General features: G+C 66.4%; 17 protein-coding genes and 1 pseudogene. 3 read left to right on the top strand and 15 right to left on the bottom strand.

All coding sequences use genetic code 11. From position 1 onward, the window contains the following. The first annotated feature begins 116 nt into the window (after positions 1–116). Positions 117–863, top strand: coding sequence for a hypothetical protein (locus tag BN4332_RS20105; protein ID WP_235654149.1), 747 nt, complete (start codon positions 117–119; stop codon positions 861–863). Here BN4332_RS20105 and BN4332_RS20110 read toward each other — a convergent pair. From BN4332_RS20110 to fadD5, 13 genes and pseudogenes are all read right to left on the bottom strand, one after another. Then, positions 826–1,512 carry a YoaK family protein gene (locus BN4332_RS20110; protein ID WP_066900970.1) on the bottom strand — a complete coding sequence of 229 codons (687 nt, stop codon included), beginning with the start codon at positions 1,510–1,512 and terminating at the stop codon, positions 826–828. The genes BN4332_RS20105 and BN4332_RS20110 overlap by 38 nt on opposite strands. A gap of 16 nt (positions 1,513–1,528) precedes the next feature. After that, entirely contained in the window at positions 1,529–2,500 is a 972-nt protein-coding gene (locus tag BN4332_RS20115; RefSeq protein WP_066900972.1) for a mammalian cell entry protein, read from the bottom strand. Next, entirely contained in the window at positions 2,467–3,018 is a 552-nt protein-coding gene (locus BN4332_RS20120) for an Rv1363c family protein (RefSeq protein WP_066900975.1), read from the bottom strand. Before BN4332_RS20120 ends, BN4332_RS20115 begins: the two co-directional genes overlap by 34 nt. Beyond that, positions 3,015–3,989, bottom strand: coding sequence for an RDD family protein (locus BN4332_RS20125; RefSeq protein WP_066900977.1), 975 nt, complete (start codon positions 3,987–3,989; stop codon positions 3,015–3,017). Before BN4332_RS20125 ends, BN4332_RS20120 begins: the two co-directional genes overlap by 4 nt. Further along, positions 3,986–4,654 (bottom strand): Rv1363c family protein, encoded by a 669-nt coding sequence (locus BN4332_RS20130; RefSeq protein WP_066900979.1) that lies wholly within the window; start codon positions 4,652–4,654, stop codon positions 3,986–3,988. Before BN4332_RS20130 ends, BN4332_RS20125 begins: the two co-directional genes overlap by 4 nt. Then, entirely contained in the window at positions 4,624–6,174 is a 1,551-nt protein-coding gene (locus BN4332_RS20135) for an MCE family protein (protein WP_066901186.1), read from the bottom strand. The genes BN4332_RS20130 and BN4332_RS20135 overlap by 31 nt, the downstream gene beginning before the upstream one ends. Before the next feature lie 6 nt (positions 6,175–6,180). Then, positions 6,181–8,592 carry a virulence factor Mce family protein gene (locus tag BN4332_RS35550; protein WP_074133128.1) on the bottom strand — a complete coding sequence of 804 codons (2,412 nt, stop codon included), beginning with the start codon at positions 8,590–8,592 and terminating at the stop codon, positions 6,181–6,183. A gap of 18 nt (positions 8,593–8,610) precedes the next feature. After that, a complete protein-coding gene (locus tag BN4332_RS20145; RefSeq protein ID WP_066901189.1) occupies positions 8,611–10,182 on the bottom strand; it encodes a virulence factor Mce family protein in 1,572 nt (523 codons plus the stop codon). Next, the gene (locus tag BN4332_RS20150; RefSeq protein WP_066900982.1) at positions 10,179–11,210 is read right to left on the bottom strand and encodes an MCE family protein; all 1,032 of its coding nucleotides are present in this window, start codon (positions 11,208–11,210) and stop codon (positions 10,179–10,181) included. The genes BN4332_RS20145 and BN4332_RS20150 overlap by 4 nt, the downstream gene beginning before the upstream one ends. 61 nt (positions 11,211–11,271) lie before the next feature. Then, positions 11,272–12,501: an MCE family protein gene (locus BN4332_RS20155; protein WP_066900983.1), complete on the bottom strand. Its 1,230-nt coding sequence runs from the start codon at positions 12,499–12,501 to the stop codon at positions 11,272–11,274. Positions 12,502–12,505: 4 nt separating this feature from the next. Continuing rightward, the gene (locus tag BN4332_RS20160) at positions 12,506–13,375 is read right to left on the bottom strand and encodes an ABC transporter permease (protein WP_066900985.1); all 870 of its coding nucleotides are present in this window, start codon (positions 13,373–13,375) and stop codon (positions 12,506–12,508) included. Position 13,376: 1 nt separating this feature from the next. Beyond that, positions 13,377–14,177, bottom strand: coding sequence for an MlaE family ABC transporter permease (locus BN4332_RS20165; protein ID WP_066900987.1), 801 nt, complete (start codon positions 14,175–14,177; stop codon positions 13,377–13,379). A 180-nt stretch (positions 14,178–14,357) separates the two neighbouring features. After that, positions 14,358–16,018 (bottom strand): annotated as a pseudogene (gene fadD5 / locus BN4332_RS20170) (fatty-acid--CoA ligase FadD5). Positions 16,019–16,148: 130 nt separating this feature from the next. Here fadD5 and BN4332_RS20175 point away from each other — a divergent pair. Together BN4332_RS20175 and BN4332_RS20180 are read left to right on the top strand one after the other, a co-directional pair. Further along, on the top strand, positions 16,149–16,841 hold the full coding sequence (locus tag BN4332_RS20175; protein WP_066900989.1) for a GntR family transcriptional regulator: 693 nt from the start codon (positions 16,149–16,151) through the stop codon (positions 16,839–16,841). Between the two features lie 511 nt (positions 16,842–17,352). Then, positions 17,353–17,655: a hypothetical protein gene (locus tag BN4332_RS20180; RefSeq protein WP_066900991.1), complete on the top strand. Its 303-nt coding sequence runs from the start codon at positions 17,353–17,355 to the stop codon at positions 17,653–17,655. Here the strand turns inward: BN4332_RS20180 and BN4332_RS20185 are convergent. Both BN4332_RS20185 and BN4332_RS20190 read right to left on the bottom strand, forming a co-directional pair. Further along, complete coding sequence (locus tag BN4332_RS20185) at positions 17,652–18,092, bottom strand: SRPBCC family protein (protein ID WP_066900993.1); 441 nt, start codon at positions 18,090–18,092, stop codon at positions 17,652–17,654. The genes BN4332_RS20180 and BN4332_RS20185 overlap by 4 nt on opposite strands. Next, positions 18,061–18,525 (bottom strand): acyl-CoA thioesterase, encoded by a 465-nt coding sequence (locus BN4332_RS20190; RefSeq protein WP_066900994.1) that lies wholly within the window; start codon positions 18,523–18,525, stop codon positions 18,061–18,063. Before BN4332_RS20190 ends, BN4332_RS20185 begins: the two co-directional genes overlap by 32 nt. Between the last annotated feature and the right edge of the window lie 2 nt (positions 18,526–18,527).

Consider the following 18,527-nt stretch of genomic DNA (forward strand, 5'->3'; position numbering starts at 1 on the left):
GAGCTGCAGCCAAAGGCATAACACGATTGTGGCAGAGGGATACGACACGTTCTGGATGCCGATGTGCGCAGCTCGGCGGTCGAGCCGGACGACGACGAACACGACCATCCGGCAAGATGGCCACCGTGGGGATCAACCTGTTGCCTTTCACCCGTCTGTCTGACGCCGACGTCGCAGGAGCACTCGGTCATGCGGTGACCGTGATCAATCCGGCGCTCGATCTGTTCACCTGGTTCGACCCGCTGGGGTTGAAGCGGCGGACGCATCGCCGGCAGTCCTCCCAGAATGCGGTCGGCAAATCCCTGGACCTGGCGGCGGCACTTCTCAATTTCGCCGAGCTGCCCGGCACCAAGGCCTGGGACGACCTCGATCAGGACGGCCACGTGAAGTGGTGGGTGCACCGCGCGGGTGCGGTGACCACCGTGCTCGTGGCGTTCCCCGGCGCATTGGGGGTGATAGTCGACCGGCTTCCGGTTCAGGACTTCCTTGGCTTCTCCAACCAGGCCATCCTGTTGTGTGCCGTGGCTCGTGAAGAAGGCGTCACCGACCGCGGCGAGCAGGTCCGGTTGCTGGGCGCGGTCCTGTGCGACCGCCAACTCACCCGCAGTCCCGCCGAGGCCCCGGAAACACCGCCGCAACCGCTCCCGAAGAAGCTCTGGCAGTTCGCCGGCACGCTGCGCGCCGTCGGCGGCGAGTTGGCGAAAAGACCTCATCCGCAAAATGTTTACCGCTACCTCGGAATGCTCCCGGTGGTCGGCGCGGTTGCCGACTACTTCGGCGAGTTCACCGCGCTGCAGCACTCGGTGGAAGAGGGCGAGGCGTGGATCAAGGAGCACTCTCTGCCGGTGCCGGCCCAAATTTGAAGATGAGCGCACTGGCCGCCACCACCACTGCCGCCAGCGCGATCACCGGCGCGACGGTGAACCGGGACAGCGTCGCCCCCAGAACCGCGCCGCCGCACATCGTCAGCACCACGCCGTAACGCAATTTCTCGCGGTCCCCGGTGCCACCGGCCAGCCTGCTGTCGAACCCGATGCCGACGATGGTCTGCGTCAGCACCGTGGTGCTCAACTCCTGAATCCCGAATTGGCGCGCGGTGGCATTCTGGATCCCGAACGTCATCGCCAGCACGATGAGGATGAACTTCCGGTTGTCGTCGTACTGCAGTACCCCCGTGCCCGTCAGAATCGAAAGCACCGTCAGCAGAACAACTTCGACTCCCAATGCGGTGGTCAGCCAGTTCCGGACATGACTGTCCAGGTGGCGCCGCAACCGCCCGCCCACCACCGTGCCCAGCACGAACCCGACGAACGCGACCAGCGCGCCGGTCACGTCCACACCGGAGTGCGGTACGAACCAGAAGCCAAGGAAAATCACGTTTCCCGTCATGTTGGCGACGAATACGTGACCCAGCACCAACACACTGATCGCATCGACGATCCCAGTGGCACACGTCAACAACAGCAGGGCCACAACGGTGGACCGCTGCGTCACCGGTGAGGCGATGGCCATGCCTACATCCTCGCCGCTACAACTGCGGAGACAGGTCCAATTGGGTCAACGCCGGCATGTCGGTGATCCGCCAATCCCCATCGGTGCGCTGCAAGATCACGCGGTACGACATGTAACGCAGCGACGGTACGTTCTTGGTCACCGGGCTCGTCGACACGGTGTTGGTGTAGACGATCGCGGTGGCCTGGTCACGGCCGATGGTCTCCACCGCGGTACCCATCACCTCGGTGTTGTTGGTGACCTGAGCCTGCTTGTTGGACGGCACGATCGAGTCGATCAACTGCCGATACTGATCGGCGAAGCCCTTGGACAGGTACCGCTCGGCCCGGTCCGGCAGGGATTCGATGTTGTCCGGGTTGTAGGTCCACAACGTGGTGATGGCGTCCGCCGAGGTCTGCGCCACCTGCAGTTTGGTCGCCACCAGGGCGCGGTCGGCCAGATACGGCTGCAACATCGCACCGCCGAATGCCCCGGCAAGCACGAACACGCCGGCCGCAGCCGCAGCCGCGTACGTCAGTCGCTTGCCTGCCGGACGGTGGGGCACCAGGACCTGTTCCTCGGCCGGCTCGCCGTCCGCGTCGGCGTCTGAATCCTCTGTCGCCTCATCCTCTGTGGCGGCCTCGGTCTCGGTGTCGGCATCCGCCTCAACCTCTGGCTTGGCCTCTGCATCTGGCTTGGCGTCGGCGTCGGCGTCGGCGTCGGCGTCAGGCTCGGGCTCGACTTCCGGTTCCGGTTCGGCGACACCTTCCGGCTCGGCGATACCTTCTGGCTCGGCGGTGACCTTGCGGCGCTTGCCCACCGGGGTACGGCGCTCGGCCGAACCCTCGGCCTCCTCGAATTCGGCACCGTCGGACTCGGATGCCGATTCCGTAGCATCCGGCTCCACCACTTCCTCGGCACGGCGACGCCGCCCGAAACGCAGTCTGCGGCGCGGCTTGTCGGGCGCTCCGGTGGTCAGATCACCTGAATCAGCTGGCTGATCTTCCACTGCTGTCCTTCCCAAATCGTCGTCGCGATCCAACGGCTGCCGCTCTCGATCACGGACTTCCCGTCCGGCGTACGCGTACTGGTCTTGGTGGCGACCAGCACGTCGGCGCTGCCGTTGTCGTTCCAGCGCTCGATACCCGCGTCCGTGACCGAACCTTCGGTCGGCTCGGACCGCGCCACCTGAATGACGATCTCGTTCTGCTTCTCCTGGAACATCTTTCGAAAATCGCCGGTCGCCTGCGCCACGATGCGGTCGGCATAGTCGTTGGCGTGGAACGGATCGACGGTGGTGTAGACCGTCATGAACTCGCGCACGTACTCCAGCGCGCCCGCGGTCTTGATCTCCGCGCGCCGATCCGATTCGTGCTGCACCAGGATGAATGTGCTGCCTGCGATGGCGGCGGCGATGAGCAACGCCGAGACCATCGCGACGATCGGCAGCCCCCATCGGATGGGTTCCTTGGGCTCGACGGCGAAGTAGTCCCGCTCGCCGGCCTCGATCCGGCGACGCGGGCTCACTGTCCGCCTCCGCCGAGCGCAGGCCGCTTGAGCACCGTGAGGTTGTCGACGAGCCAGTGGTCACCGGACTTCCGGAACTCGACCCGCACCGTCGCCGTGATGAACTTCAATTCCTGCGGATTGGTGCCGCGCATGCCCTGCAACGCGACGAGCATCGCCCCGTCGTTCTTGGTCAGCCCCGGCAGCACCGCACTGCGCACCGCCGAGTAGTCGTTGGTGGTCGGCCCCGCCTTACGGACCGCGTCCTGCTGGTCGACCAGCTGCTGCCGGTAGTTGTCCGTGGTCAGCGACTGCGCCCGGGAGAAATCCGCATCGAGGGAATCCACCCCGTAACTGAGCAGCTGCTCGACGATCCGCGGACCTTGCTCGGTGAGCTGCTCACGAGCCTGGTCGACGGCCCGGTCCTCGCGGTACACGGCCACGTAGCCCAGACCGCCCGCGATGACGCTGAGCACCGCGACCGCCAGCAGAAGCGCACCGGCGCGGCGCCGGGCGTCGTGCTCGGGCGGATCGACGCGACGGACCTCGGTGCGGGTCAGCAGATCGGCGAAGGTCCGGTTCCGCGAGTCCCACAACGGCCACAGCCAGCCGATGAACACCGCCGCGGTGTCCAGCAGATGCGCCAGGTCACGCAGCAGCAGCCGCACCAGACCGGCGTCGCCGGCCGCGGACACCACCCGGATACCGAACACCGCACGGCCCACCGACCACCCGGTGTACGCGGGCAGCCCGATCCGGTTGACCAACACCGCGGCCGTCACCAGTGCGGCGGCCACCGTGCACACCCACCAGAACCAGCCGTACAACGGTGCCGACCACGCCAGCAGCGCCAGGATCGCGATCAATCCGGCGCCGGCGAGCACGTCGATGGCGAACGCCCCGGCCCGGGCCCGCCACGACGCCAACCGCGTCTGGTCCGTCCCGGTGCCCTCGGCGGCCACCGGGTCGGCGTTGTCCAGCACAGCGGTCACGACGTGACCTGGTCGAGCCGCGCGACCTTGTAGTTGCCGTCCTCGGCGCGGGCCATCTTCACCCGCAACCGGTACCCCTGCTCCTCGTCGGACTTCTCGCTGTTGGTGACCAGCACACGCACCGCGACCAGCAGGTCCATCGACCCGTCGTCGTTGTGCTTCTCCACCGCAGCCCGCAGGTCGGAGACCTTCACCGTCACGTTGGCGGCCTGGTAGGCCTCCAGCAGCATGCCGCTGTAGAGGCCGGCCTGTGCGCCGAAGTCACCGGTGGCGCATTCGATGATCTTGGTCTGGGCCGCGATCATCGCCTGGGTGTCGGGTGCCTGGGTGGCCGTCACGCAGTCCTTGGCCGCGGCCACGGCCTCGGCCTCGTCACTGGCGATCCGCTCACTGTCCTGATGCGCCCGCAGTGCCAGGTAGCCGCCCACACCGACGGCCGCCGCCAGGACCAGTAGTCCGGCGACGATGGCCGCCATCCAGCCCCGTCCCAGCCGCGAAGCACGCGGCTGGGACTCCGGCGACGCCTCCTCGGCGTCCGTGGCCGAGGCGTCCGGGGCCGCGATCGGATCAGCGATCTCGGTGACGGCCTCCGCGTGCGGTTCGGTGGGTTGAGGGTCCTGCTGGTCGGCGAGGTTCAGCTGGCTGGCGCCAGCATCTCCTTCCATCCGTCATCTCCTGGGTTATTCGAGTTGGTGACGGAGTACTTCACACCGCCGGGACCGACCACCTCGCCGCTGGACGGGCTATAGGTGGCGGTCGAGCCTGCTGCCGGAGTGTAGATGCAGGGGTTCGGCTGCTGTCCACTACAAGTCACATTGCCACCCCGCGGCGCGGTCAGCGGATCGCTGCGCGGCGCCGTGGATTCCGGCGGCGGGAGTTGACTCGCCGGCAACGGGTTCAGCCCATTATTCACCGAAGGCGCGGGGATCACCCGGCCCGGATCGACGGGCTGATCGCAGCGAGCGCCCGGGGCCGGGCAGTTGCGGATCTGGTTCGGATCGCCGTACCACGGGTTGGTGCCCAGCGGCTGGTAGGGCTCCTCGCTGCGGCACTCCGCGGGCGAGGCCGCCCGCTTGCCCGGCACGTCGGCACACGGGTAGTTACGCGCACCGCGCACCGCGTTCGACGCGTCCTTCGGGATCTTGCAGTACAGGCCCGACGGCAGCGGAGCCGTCGAGGTGTCCGCGGGCGAACGCCACTCCGAGGCCGGCAGGAAGCCGGTCAGGCACGGCGGCGGCATGTTGATGCCGAGACCGAAGTGCAGCAGGCCCTTGGGCGCGAATATCGTCGCGGTCTGGGCCACGGCACCACCCTGCGGCAGTGCGACCAGGACCTGCTCGACGTTCTTGTTGTAGCGCTTGAGCATGTCGATGACGATTTCCAGGTTCGCCAGCGTCTGCGGCAACGACTCACGGACGTCGCCGAACACCGAGTTCAGCTGGTCTGCCGTCGGCGCCGCCTGCTGGAGACCGCTGCGCAGCTCCGCATCGTTCTGGGCGCTCTGCGCGGCCAGCGTGTTGAGGTTGCGCGCCCACTGCGAGATCGCATCACCCGAGTTCACCTGGCTGTCGATGATCGGCCCGGAGTTCTCGATGATGTCGTTGACCGGATCGAGGTTGTCCTTGAAATCGCCCGCGATCGCCTGGGTGGAATCGACCAGGCGCTGCAGCGACGGCCCGAGCCCGCCGACGGCCTTGGCCGTCTCGTCGAGCAGGACGCCGAGCTTCTCCTTCGGCAACGCCGCCAGACCCTGCTGGGCCGCGTCGAGCGAGGGACCCACCTCGGCGGGCACAGTGCCCTTCTCGATGGTGTCGCCGTCGCGGAAGTACTCCTGCGTGCTGCCCTCGGACACCAGATCGATGAACTGCTCACCGACCGCCGACACCGAGTGCACGTTGGCACTGGCGTCCCGCGGGATGCGGAACTGGTCGTAGATGTCCATCTCCACCCGGGCGCCCTGTTGGGTGGGCTCCACGGAGGTGACCTTGCCGATCGTGGTTCCGCGGTAGGTGACGTTGGCCGTGGCGTACAACCCGCCCGAGTTCGGCAGGTTGGCGCTGAGGTTGTACATCCCCACCCCGGCCCACGTGGGCAACCGCAGGTAGAACAGCGCGAGCACGACCAGCGCGATCACCGTCAGGGTCGTGAACAGAACCAGCTGCATCTTGATGAAGCGGGTCAACAACATGTCTCACTCCCCCCTTTCCACGAGCGGGCCGCCAGGTGCGTCGTGCGGGTTCGGCGTGAACCGAACGTCCGGGATCATCGTCGCCGGATCGCGTCCCCACGCCTGTTCCAGCGCGCGGAGCATGCCCGACAGGCCGGTACCGGACAGGAACGCGTTGTCCACCGAGCTCAGCGTCAGGTCGATGGTCAGCGACACGTTGATGTAGTCGCCGCGCACGGCCTTCGGGATGTTCTCGATGTTGAACGGCACTGTCAGGATCAGCTTGAGCGCTTCGACCAGATACGGGGCCGAGCGGGCCAGCTGCTTGAGCGGCCGTTGCAGGTTCTGCAGGTTGGTGTGCAGGTTCGCGTTGGTGTTCGACAGCGTGTCGTCGGCGGCCTTCGACAACCGGCCCAGCGACGTCACCGCATCGGCGAACAAGTCCCGCGTCTCGGCGAAATGCTCGATCAGCGGCGGGAACTCGGTCAGCACCCGATCCAGCGTGTCGTTGCGCGCCGCCACGATGTTCAGCAACCGATTGGTCGAGTCGATCGCGCGGGTGATGTCGTTGCGCTGCTGGTTGAGCTCGTCGGTGAAGGTATCGAGCCGGCCCAGGAAGTCGCGGATCTGATCGGCGCGACCGTTGAGGATGTTGTACACCTCGGTCTGGATGGTCTCGATGTTCGGGATACCACCGCCGGTCAGGATGCCGGAGATACCGGCCAGCGTCCGCTCGATCGACGGATACGCCGACGACTGCGCCAGCGGGATGGTGTCCCCGTTGCGCAGCTTCTCCGGCGACGGATCCTCCGGCGGGTTGAGCTCGACGTGCTGCGAACCCAGCAAGCTCGTCTGGCCGATCTTGGCCTCGGTGTTCTTCGGCAGCTCGATGCCCGGCTCGATGTCGACGGTCAGCGTCGGCACCCAGTTGACCAGCTCGATGCTGCGGACCCGGCCGACGAACACGTCGCGCACCCGGACCCGGCTGTTGGCGTTGAGCGCCAACGTCTCCGGCATCTGCACATACAGCGTGGTGCGGCCGGACTCGGTGCCCGGCCCACCCGGCAGTGGCACGTTGGCCACACCGCGCCACTGCCCACACGAGGTGAGGATCAGCGCGGACGCCGACAACACCGCGACGCGGCGTCCCACGCGACNGCCGTGCGAGAACAAGGTGTCGCGCGACCAGATGCCGGGAACCGTGGTGTCCTTGTATCCGCCGGGCGGGTGCAGGCGCGGTTCCGAGTAGGAGATCTGCTTCGGCAGGGTCATGGCGGTGTTCGCCAGGTTCTGGCCGAACGGCAGGTAGTTGAACTTGATCGCGTCCAGGATCGGCGCCAGGTACTGCGCACACAACTCGGCCGAATCCTGGTACCCCAACCGGCTGCCTGCCTGGATGGAGCTGCAGATGAACTGCAGCGGGTTGGAGAAGTTGGTCAGACCCGGCAGGACCGGCAGACCCACGATGCCACCCTGGGTGGGCGAGACGATGTTGAGCACGTTGGCGGCCAGGTTCGGGTAGGCGTGCAGACCCGTCTCCAGGCCGTTGCGCGGCTCGGGCTGCAGGATCGCCGTCGTCGCCTCCGACAGGTTGTTCACGTCGTGCGCGAGCACGCCACCGTTCTCGTCCAGGAACTCGCGGGTGGTCTTGAGCACCCGGTTCAGATCCTGCAGGGCGGTGGCCAACTCCTGGTCGGTGTTGGTGAACGAGTTGGTGAACTGCGCCAGATCGTTGTTGAGCGCGACGAACTGCTGATCGCTCTTGTGCAGGGCATTGACGAACAACGCCAGGCTCTTGACCACCTGGAAGAAGTCACCGCGCCCCTGGTTGAGCGTGGTCAGCGCCTCCGACAACCCGTTGAGCGTCCGGTTGAGCTGCTCGCCCTTGCCCTGGAACCCGTCGGCGAACGAATCGATGATGTCGCCGAACGGGCCCTTGGGCTGCGCCGCGGTCGGGCCCAGATCGGCCAGCAGACGCGTGATCTGGTTACGCAGATCGTCGTACTCGACCGGGATCTGGGTGCGATCGAGCGGGATCACCGCGTTGTTCTTCATCTGCGGCCCACCGGTGTACGGCGGGGACAGCTGAATGACGCGGGAGGCCACCAGGCTCGGGTTCAGTACGGACGCCGTGGCGTTCTCCGGCACCTTGTACTTGTTGTTGACGTGGAAGACGACCTTCATCTTGTCGCCGTCCGTCTCGATGCTGTCGATCGCACCGACGCGGACGCCCATGATGAGGACCTTGTCCCCGGGGTACAGCGCGAGCACCTGCGGGAAGTACGCGGTGATCGTGGTGTTCGTCAGCTTCTTGTACAGGTTCATGCCGAAGTAACCCAGCACCAGGGCCGCCACCACCGCCAGCGCACCGACGATGACCGCCGCCCGGGAAGCCTTGGGCAACTGGATGTTTCGAACATTGAAAACGGTAGACATGGCTCTCTATACCCCTCCCTATCCCTGCGACCCGGGCGGAAGGAACGGCGGATTACCCGGAAGCGGCGGAGTACCCGCCGGCCCGGCGTCCGGCCCCGGTCCCGGCGGTGCCGGGGGTGCGTTCACCGGCGCCGGGTGTGGTGCGTAACCCGGCAGGGGTCCCGGCGGCACCGGCAGCGGGGCGATCGGAACGGTGCGGGCCCCGGGCGGACCGGGCGCCAGCTCGACCGGTGCACCCGGCTGATCCGGCGGCATCTGGCCGGGGATGGCCGCGCTGGGCACACCCGGCGAATGCGCGATGCCTTCTGGGTTGGGCGCCGAGGTCGCCACGTCGGGCGGGCCGAAGCCACCGGGCACCGGACCGAACGGGCCCTGAGTGGCGCCCGCGCACGGAAGCGGGTTGCCCGGCGACGGGATACCGGCCGCCGTCGGCGTGTACGAGCACGGCGATCCCGGCGGGACGGCGGGGCCCGGATGCTCCGGGGTGCCCTCCAGCGGCGTCGGGGCGGCCGGCGGAGCACCGTTCTCGTGGCGCTCGCCGTTGGGATCGGGGAAGCGGAACGAGGGCAGGCCGGCGTTGCGCCAGAACTCCTCGGGGTCGATCCCGCGCTTCTTGAACGCGGCGTCGACGAACGGCTGCAGGATCTGCGGCGGGATCAGGTTGACCAGCATCACCTTGAAGTACGGGCCAGAGGCCAGCGCCTCGGCCAGTGAGGTGATGAACTTGCCTGCCACCGTGAGGGTGTCGGCCAGATCCTGCTTGCGCTCGACCAGCAGATCGCTGACCGTGCGCAGCTGCTCCAGCACCCGGTTCAGGTTCGGGTTGTCGTTGATCAGGCCCTCGACCTGATGCGAGACCGACGACACCCGCTCGAGCAGCATGCTCACGGCCTGGCCGCGCTCGTTGACCGCGGCCAGCAGGGTCTGGGCGTTCACCAGCAGCTGGTTGACCTGGGTGCTGCGATCGCCGAGCACCGTGGCCACCTTGTTGGCGTTGGCCAGCAGCTTCTTGACGTCCTCGTCGCGCTTGCCGATCGTCTCGGAGAACTTGGCCACCCCGTCCAGCGCGGCACTGAGGTGCGGCGAGGTCTGATCGACGGTCTCGGACAGGACGTTCAGCGAGTCCTTGACCGACTTGGTGTCCCAGCCCGATGCGTTGCGCGTGACATCCAGGAAGGCGTCGTAGATCTGGTACGGCGTCGTCGTCTGGCCCAGCGGCAGCATCCCGCGCGGGGCCAGTGTCTGGCTGCCGCGCGGCTGGATCTCGATGTTCTTGCGCCCCAGGATCGTATCGGTGCGGATCGCCGCACGGCTCTCGGTCCCGATCGTCTTCCCACCGAGGGTGAAGCCGATCTCGACCTTGTCGCCGTTGATGTCCATGCTCTTCACGGTGCCGACATCCATGCCGGCGATGCGCACCTTGTCGCCCATGTTGAGGCCACCGGTATCGGCGAACTGGCCGTAGTAGGTGGGTACGGCGAACAGCATCGGCACACTCGTCAGCGTCGAGCCGACGCCGATGACGAGCGCCACCACGATGACGCCCATCAGGCCTTTGCGGAAGCGGTCGGAACCTTGCAGTGTCCTCATCGCGGCGTGCACCTACCCGACGGCTGGGAAGCGAGTTTGACGGTTCGGACGGGTCCGCCCGGCTGCAACCCGTTGAGCTTCAACGAGAGGTCGCAGGCATAGAAGTTGAAGAAGTCACCATAGATGCCACCTGCACGACCGATGATCTTCAACGCCTGGGGGAACTGCACCAGGATGTCATTGAGCTGCTGCTTCTGGTCGATCAGCGGCTGCTGGATGACCTCGAGGTAGCCCACGGTGTCCTTGAGCAGCGGGCGGTTGTCGCTCAGCAGGTCTGCCAGCGAGCCGGCCGCGTTGCTGATGTCGGCCACGGAGGATCCGATCGGATCCGCGCGGTTCTTCAGCCCGGTGATCAGCGTCTCGAAGTTCTTGAGGGTGTCGTCGAACTGCTGCTGATGCGCGACGGTGGTGTCCAGGACGATGTTCAGGTTCTTGATCACCTCTCCGATCGCCTGGTCCCGGTCGGCGATGCTCTGGGTGAGCTGTGCGGTCTGGTCCAGGATGTCGTTGATGGTGCCGCCCTGGCCCTGGAAGATCGTGATGATCGACTTGGAGATGGTGTTGACCTTCTCCGGGCTCAGGGACTGGAACAGCGGCCGGAAGCCGCCCACCAGAGCATCGAGGTCGAGCGCGGGCTCGGTGCGTTCCAGCGGGATGGTGCTGCCCGGCGGGATCTTGGTGTCGCTCGTGCCGCGCTTGAGCTCCAGGTAGCGGTTACCGATCAGGTCCTGGTAGCGGATCGAGGCCGTGGTCTCGTCGAACAACGGCAGCGACTTCTCGACGTTGAACGTGACCTCGGCCTGCTGGCCACCGTTGATCAGCTTGACGCCCGAGACCTTGCCGACCTCCACTCCGGAGGCCCGGACGAACTGCCCGGTGCGCAGGCCGCTGACGTTGTTGAAGATCGCCGAGTACTCGGAGGTCCGGTTGAACCGGATCTGGCCGAAGACCACGAAGATGATCCCCGTGAAGGTAAGCAGCACCAGTGAGAAGATGCCGAGCTTGATAAGCGTGCCCTTGATGCTCATGCGGCTCCCTCGCAGGCTCGGGTCCCGCATGCCAGCTGATTATTCGTTCCGCAAGCTTCACTCATGGGTTGATCGTGTTCTCCCCCACTTGGCGACCCCAGACGTACTCAGTCACGAGCGGTTGGCCCATTTCGAGGTGGTTGTACGGCGCGATCGAGGCACCGGTGTCCATGACCAGGTACGGCATGGGCCACAGGTCCCTGGTGACCGGCTGCCAGCAGCCGGGCCGGCCCTCGGGCCCGCCCTTGGCGTTGACCCGCGGAAGGTTGTCGGGATAGACGTACGTGTTGCCGACGCCGACCACCAGCGAATGCGTCTGCAGCGAGTAGCCGTTACCGCCAAGCGCCCCGGCCAGTTTGGGGCCGGCATCGTGGTAGTTGCGGACCGTGCAGAACAGCGCCGGGCTGTACTTGTCCAGCAGCGCCGAGGTGGGCAGCAGATCTTGTGCACCACGGACCAGGTAGGGCCCGCCGCGTTCGAAGATGTCCCCGCCGGTGTTGCCGAAGCCGACCGCGGCCACCAGCGCCTGGTCCAGGTTGCCACGCTGCTCGTTGAGGGTGCGGGCGGTGGTGACGGCGTTGGTCAACCCGTCGAACAGATCGGGTCCGGCATTCGCGTACACCTCGCCCAGATCGGCCAATCCCGCGATGTCGCGCCGGATCTCGGGCATGCGGCCGTTGAGGTCGGCCAGGATGGTGTTGCCGTTGACGATCGACTCACCGAACTTGTCACCCAGGCCGTCGAGCGCCTGCGCCGTCGCGGTCAGGGTCTGGTTCAGCTTGATCGGGTCGATCTGCTCGGAGATCGCCGTGATCGTCTCGAACAGCGTGTTGAACTCCGTCGTCACGCCCTGGGCGCGAATCGGCGTCGAAGGCGACAACCGTTGCGCCGACGGGTTTTCCGGCGACAGGAACGAGATGTACTTGTTGCCGAACACGGTGGTGGCCCGCAGCTCGGCGGTCACATTCTCCGGAATCAGCTTCAGGTACTGCGGCTCGACGTCCAGCGTCAGCTTGGCCTCGGGGTTGTCGTCGACGGTAACCACATCGACCGCGGCCAGCCGGCCGATCGGCACGCCGTTGAACGTGACCTTCGAACCCGGGTCCATCGACAGACCGGCCCGGCCGGACAGCACGGTCAGCTGCGTCTTCTCTTCGAACGACCCGCGGAACTGCATCCACGTCAGGGCCAGGACCAGCATCGTGACGAGCGCGAGCACCAATCCGGCCAGCTTGTACGGCGGGATCTTCGGCTTGTTCAAGGGTGCGTGAGGCACTGCAGGCTGAGTCATGGCGCTACACCGTGAGATTGAAGTTGGGGTCGGTGCCGTACAGCGCCAACGATGCCAACAGGACCACCAACACGATCGCGATCAACGAGGTTCGCATCGACCTCCCCACGGCCTCACCCACACCGACAGCACCGCCACTGGCGTAATAGCCGAAGTAGCAGTGGTTCAACATGACCACGATCGACATGATGATGACCTCGAGGAAGGACCACATCACGTCGTCGACGCGCAGGAACGTATGGAAGTAGTGCTCATACGTACCGACCGACTGCGAGTAGAAGATCGTCGTGACGAACTGCGCCGACAGGAACGACAGCAGGATCGCCATCGCGTACAGCGGGATGATGACGATGGAGCCGGCGATGATCCGGGTGGACACCAGGTACGAAATCGACCGGATGCCCATCACTTCCAGCGCGTCGACCTCTTCACTGATGCGCATGGCGCCGAGCTCGGCGGTGGCACCGGCCCCGACCGTGGCGGCCAGCGCCTGACCGGTGACGACCGGAGCAACGACGCGGATGTTTGCCAAAGCTGCGAAGAAGCCGGTAAATGCCTCGACGCCGATGTTGCCGAGGGAGGCGAAACCCTGGATGGCGATCAGAGAGCCCGCCGACAGCGTCACGAACCCGATGATGGCCACGGTGCCGCCGATGACGGCCATGGCGCCGGTGCCCATACCGATCTCGGCGACCAGGCGCAGCGCCTCACGGCGGTAGTGCCGGAACGCGTGCGGAATGGAGCCGATGGCCTGGACGACGAACCACGCGACGTGGCCCATGCTGTCGAGCAGCCGGCCCGGTGCACCGGCGAACTCCGAGGTGCGCGAGAACGCCCGGGGGAACCGGGAGCGAAGGACTGTCGTAGTACTCATGTCAACCCCCTGTTCCGAATCGCACGCCGATCGTGGTGAGCACGACGTTGACTGCGAACAACGCCACCACGCAGAGCACCAGGGTCTCGTTCACCGCGGTGCCCACACCCTTTGAACCACCGGCCACCGTCAGGCCCCGGTAGCAGCCGACGAGCCCGGCGATGAGGCCGAACAGCGTGGCCTTGACCACCGAGATCATCACCTCGGGGAATCCGGTGAGCAGCGTCAGCGTCGACACATAGGCGCCGGCGGAGACGTTCTGGATGTAGACGCCGAAGAAGAAGCCACCGACGAGGCCGATGGTGATCACCGCGCCGTTGAGCATGAAGGCCACGAACGTGGAGGCCACCACGCGGGGGACGACCAGCCGCTCGATCGGGTCGATGCCGAGCACCTCGAGCGCGTCGATCTCCTCACGCACGGTGCGCGCACCCAGGTCCGCGCAAATCGCGGTCGAGCCCGCGCCGGCCACCACGAGCACGGTGACCAGGGGGCCGAGCTGAGTGACGGCACCCAGCGCCGCACCGGCGCCCGATACGTCAGCCGCGCCGAACTCGGCCAACAGGATGTTGAGCGTGAAGATGATGAGCACGGTCAGCGGGATCGACACCGCGAGCGTGGGCAGGAATGCCACCCGGATCAGGAACCAGCTCTGCAGGACGAACTCTTTCCACTGGAAAGGCCGTGTTACAAAGGCCTTTCCAGTGAGCACGCTCATCTTGAAGAAGCCACCGACCATAGCCAGCGGCTTCTCCAATTGACCACGTACGTAGCCGACGAGCCCGTCGGCGGGCGCCGTCACCGGTGCACCCTCTGGACGTGTCGCACGCCCCCTCCTCGCCACCTGTCAGCTTGTGTGATCCACATCTCCCTACTCGCCAGTAGTAAGTGAGACCACCGGACTGTACCCGATCGAAACCGGGCCGTGCACCGCATCGGGTGGATTGTGCCATCAACCGTTAGCTAGAGCACCAGGTAGCAGCTAACTTTCGTCGCTACCTGCAGAAAGCGTTGACGCCGAGTTACTTTCACCGACGTCAACATCACCGGCCGCTATTGAGCCGTGATCGGGGAGCCGAAACGTTCCCTGAGTTCGGTTTTGAGGACCTTGCCCGAGGGGTTACGCGGCAGCGCGTCGACGATCTCGAGCGCCTTCGGGTGCTTGTAGCGGGCCAGCCGATCGGTGAGGAAGCCGTCGAGATCCCCGAGATCCAGGCCATCCGCCCCGTTGAGGGCGACCACCGCGACCGGGACCTCGCCCCATTTCTCGTCGTACCGGCCGATCACCGCTACCTCGGTGATGGCCGGGTGCCCGGCCAGGACGTTCTCCACCTCGGCGCAGTAGATGTTCTCCCCGCCGGAGATGATCATGTCCTTCTTGCGGTCGACGACCCAGATGTAGCCCTCCTCGTCCTGGCGAACGAGGTCACCGGAGTGGAACCAGCCGCCAGCGAACGCTTCCGCCGTGGCCTTGGGGTTGTTCCAGTAACCAGCCATCAAAGTTGGGGCGCGGTAGACGATCTCACCGACCTCGCCGACCGGGACATCGTTCATGTTCTCGTCGACGATGCGGGCGGACACCGTCGGGATCACCTGCCCGACCGACCCGAGCTTGCGAATGGCGTCGTCCGCCAACAACATACACGTGACCGGCGACATCTCGGTCTGTCCGAACGCGGCCAGAATCTGGCTGCCCGGGAACGTTTCGGCCATGGCCCGCAGCAACGTGTCCGATGCCGGTGCGGCACCCCAGGACAGGGACCGCAGGCAAAGGTTCCGCGGGTTGGCCTTCTGCTCGGCGCAAACCGCCTGCCACTGCGCGGGCACCAGGAAGATCGCCGTGACCTTCTCCGCTTCCAGCACGTCGAGCAGGGCGCCCGGATCGAACGCGCCCAGCGGATATAGCACGGTGGGCAGGCCGAGCGTCAGGCCGGTGTTCACGTTTCCCGCGACGCCGGCGATGTGGAAGAGCGGGACCCCGATGAAGCCGACATCGTTGTTGATGTCCACCCCGGTGGTGAACAGGTTGGTCATGCCTTGGCCCACCAGGTTGTTGTGGGTCAGCACCGCACCCTTGGGCCGGCCGGTGGTGCCGGAGGTGTACATGATCAGGGCGGGCGCATCGCTGGGAATGTCGACGGCGCCGGCCGGCTCGCCGTCCTCGGCGATCAGGTCCTCATAGCCCAGGACGCCGTCTTCCGTCGCGGCGTCGGCGACGACGATCGTCGACAGCGTGGCATCGAGATCGCGAACCGCGGTGGCGACCCCGGCCAGCACGGGTTCGGTCACCACCACCCGGGCGTCGCAGTCGCTGACCAGGTAGGCCACCTCGGGCGGGGTCATCCGGAAGTTCACCGGCACCGCGATGGCGCCGAGCCGGTTGGCGGCCAGCATCGCCTCGATGAACTCGGGCCGGTTGAGCATCAGGATCAGCACCCGGTCGCCGAAGCCGACGCCGCGCCGGCTCAGCGCCCCGGCCAAGCGGGTCACTCGGTGGTCGAGCTCGCCCCAGGTGATGGTGCGCCCCAGGAATCGCAGGGCGGTCTTGTCGGGCTGCATGAGGGCATGCCGGGTCAGCTGGTTGGCCCAGTTCTGGCGACGGGCGAGGTACGGCTGCTCAGTGGGAAACGGCTCGGCAGTCAACGGATCTGCACTCCATCGGGATCGAGTAGTTGCACGAAGTTGATATTTGATCAAACATTGGGGTTGCCCCGGTCACACTATGGCCTCGGGGCCTCGGCGACAAGCCCATCAGAAAGGCGACCGGTATCTCGTGAATGCACCTGCCAGAGTGGCCCTGCCACGTCGGCGTATGGGACGGCGCGAGCAGCTCTCCGACGAGGTCGCCGCCCAGCTGCGGGCCGAGATCATGACCGGTGTGCTGCGGCCCGGCACATTCGTGCGCCTCGACGAGACCGCCGCGGCGCTCGGGGTGAGCATCACGCCGGTGCGAGAGGCCCTGCGCACGCTGCGCGGCGAGGGGATGGTGCAGCTCGAGCCGAACCGCGGACACGTGGTGGTGCCGCTGACCCGCACCGACGTCGAAGACATCTTCTGGCTGCAGGCCACCATCGCGCGCGAGCTCGCCGCCACCACCACCAGCCGCATCACCGAGGCCGGCATCGATGAGCTCGAACAGCTCAACGCCCAGCTCGCGGCCGCCGTGCAGGAACAGGATCCAGAGGGGATCTCCTCGGCCGAGTTCGCCTTCCATCGCGCCTTCAACCACGCCAGCGGCCGGATCAAGCTGGCCTGGTTCCTGCTGCACGTCGCGCGCTACCTGCCCGCCCTGATCTATTCGACCGACCCGAAATGGGGCACCGAGGCCGTGGAAAGCCACCGCTCGCTGATCGACGCGCTGCGCCGGCGGGATGTGCCCGCCGCGGTGGAGCTCAACGCGAACCAGTTCACCGACGCCGCCCAGCGGCTCATCGCGCGCCTCGAGCGGATCGGGATGTGGGACTGAGCTGTCCGGCCACGGTGCCACCCGCCCTTGGCCGCTCGTCCGGCATCCTCGCCCCGCCGTCTGTCACCCTCGGCTCCCGGTCCGCCCCCCGCCACGCACGACCGACAGGCCCCAGATGTCACATCGGCACCAGTCTGGCGGCAGGTACCGAGCTGCCCGCCTGTCAGCGACAATCCAGTGACAATCGCCTCATCGGCCTCGTGTGCATCGCCGGTCACACCCGCTATGGATACTTGGGCAACTCCGTCAACAACAGCCTCGTGTGCACCAGATTTCCGGTTGCCCACCTAGCAGCGACAGAGTCGCTGATAGCCGGGCGATGGACTGACGGGTCGCACGGGGCCCGAGATGCCAGAGTGGCAAAACGGACCAGCGACAACGAGGTTGATGCGGCTGCGGCGACCAGAGTGGCGATTGTCGCTGAATTGTCGCTGACAGCCGGGCACATCGGCTGCGGCTCGGAAATCCGTGACTGGTGTGACTTGTCAGACCCAGTCGGCACCGTAACGCCATGACGGACAAACTCCTGCTGCGGGGCACCGACCTCCGCTACGTACTGACGATGCGGCTGCTGCAGTGCGGCGCGCAATCGGTCGCCGATCTCGTCGACGCGCTCGAGGAGCAAGGATTCACCACGGCGGGGCGGCCTTCGAAGGCGATCTCCGATGCCCTGCGCTGGGAGATGAGCCATGGCCGGGTCTGTCGAGTCAGGCACGGGCGCTACCGCCCCGCAGAAATTCCGCGGGGCACCGAGTACCGCATCCGCAACCGCGTGCTGGAGCTGCGCGCGGCAGCGGCCGATCGCGCCGCCTAACCGGGCAGCTGCTGCACCCTGGTGACCAGGGCGTTGGCCAGGTGGTCCAGGGTGTCGCCGATGAGCTTCTTGACCATCATGGCCGGGACCGGCAGCTTGACCTCGACCTCGAGATCGACCTGAAGCAGCGTGTTGGCCGGGCCCAAGGGGACCACCGAGAAGCGCTGCTCCTGCTTGGTGAAGTGGTCGCCCTGCTGCAGCACGGTGTAGATCTGATTCTCCGCCGGGTAGTACACGGCATTGATGAAAACCCCGGACTGGCCCTGGATCTCGACGTCGAGCCGCAGCTGGCTGGGCCGCCCGTCGTCGTAACGGGCCAGGATCCAGCAGCCCTTGATCTCGGGGTTCCACTGTGGGTAGGCCTCGAAGTCGGCGACGATCGCCATGATCTTCTCGGCGGAGGCATCAACCTCGACGGTCTTGCTGACGAGCGGCATCCGGCGAGCATATCGACTGCAGCAGATCGCGGATCACGTCGGGAATCGGTACCGGACGGCGCGTGGTCCGGTCCACGTACACGTGCACCCAGTGCCCCACCGCCGCCACCGGCCCGTCGGGCTCGAACAACCCGAGCTGGTAGGTGACGCTGCTGTTGCCCAGCCGGGCCACCGCCAGCCCGACGACCAGCGGGTCCGGGAACTTCAGCTCGGCGTAATACCGGCAGCCGGATTCGGCGACGACACCGAGCCAGGGCGCGTTGACCGGATCGACGTCACAGGTGGTGTTGATCCAGGCGTTGATCGCGGTGTCGAACAGCTCGTAGTACACCGCGTTGTTGAGATGGCCGAACATGTCGTTGTCGGTCCACCGGGTCAGCACCGGCCAGTGCACCGGAAAGTCTCCGCGGGTCAATTCGGCTCCGTCGGTCATTC

Source organism: Mycolicibacterium houstonense, assembly GCF_900078665.2.
Taxonomy (GTDB): Bacteria; Actinomycetota; Actinomycetes; order Mycobacteriales; family Mycobacteriaceae; genus Mycobacterium; species Mycobacterium houstonense.

Excerpts from the sequence above, each read along its gene's own strand:
- BN4332_RS20160 (WP_066900985.1), bottom strand. The coding sequence starts at position 13,375 with ATGAGTACTACGACAGTCCTTCGCTCCCGGTTCCCCCGGGCGTTCTCG.
- BN4332_RS20110 (WP_066900970.1), bottom strand. The coding sequence starts at position 1,512 with ATGGCCATCGCCTCACCGGTGACGCAGCGGTCCACCGTTGTGGCCCTG.
- BN4332_RS20130 (WP_066900979.1), bottom strand. The coding sequence starts at position 4,654 with ATGGAAGGAGATGCTGGCGCCAGCCAGCTGAACCTCGCCGACCAGCAG.
- BN4332_RS20180 (WP_066900991.1), top strand. The coding sequence starts at position 17,353 with ATGACGGACAAACTCCTGCTGCGGGGCACCGACCTCCGCTACGTACTG.
- BN4332_RS20105 (WP_235654149.1), top strand. The coding sequence starts at position 117 with ATGGCCACCGTGGGGATCAACCTGTTGCCTTTCACCCGTCTGTCTGAC.
- BN4332_RS20185 (WP_066900993.1), bottom strand. The coding sequence starts at position 18,092 with ATGCCGCTCGTCAGCAAGACCGTCGAGGTTGATGCCTCCGCCGAGAAG.
- BN4332_RS20150 (WP_066900982.1), bottom strand. The coding sequence starts at position 11,210 with ATGAGCATCAAGGGCACGCTTATCAAGCTCGGCATCTTCTCACTGGTG.
- BN4332_RS20145 (WP_066901189.1), bottom strand. The coding sequence starts at position 10,182 with ATGAGGACACTGCAAGGTTCCGACCGCTTCCGCAAAGGCCTGATGGGC.
- BN4332_RS20190 (WP_066900994.1), bottom strand. The coding sequence starts at position 18,525 with ATGACCGACGGAGCCGAATTGACCCGCGGAGACTTTCCGGTGCACTGG.
- BN4332_RS20155 (WP_066900983.1), bottom strand. The coding sequence starts at position 12,501 with ATGACTCAGCCTGCAGTGCCTCACGCACCCTTGAACAAGCCGAAGATC.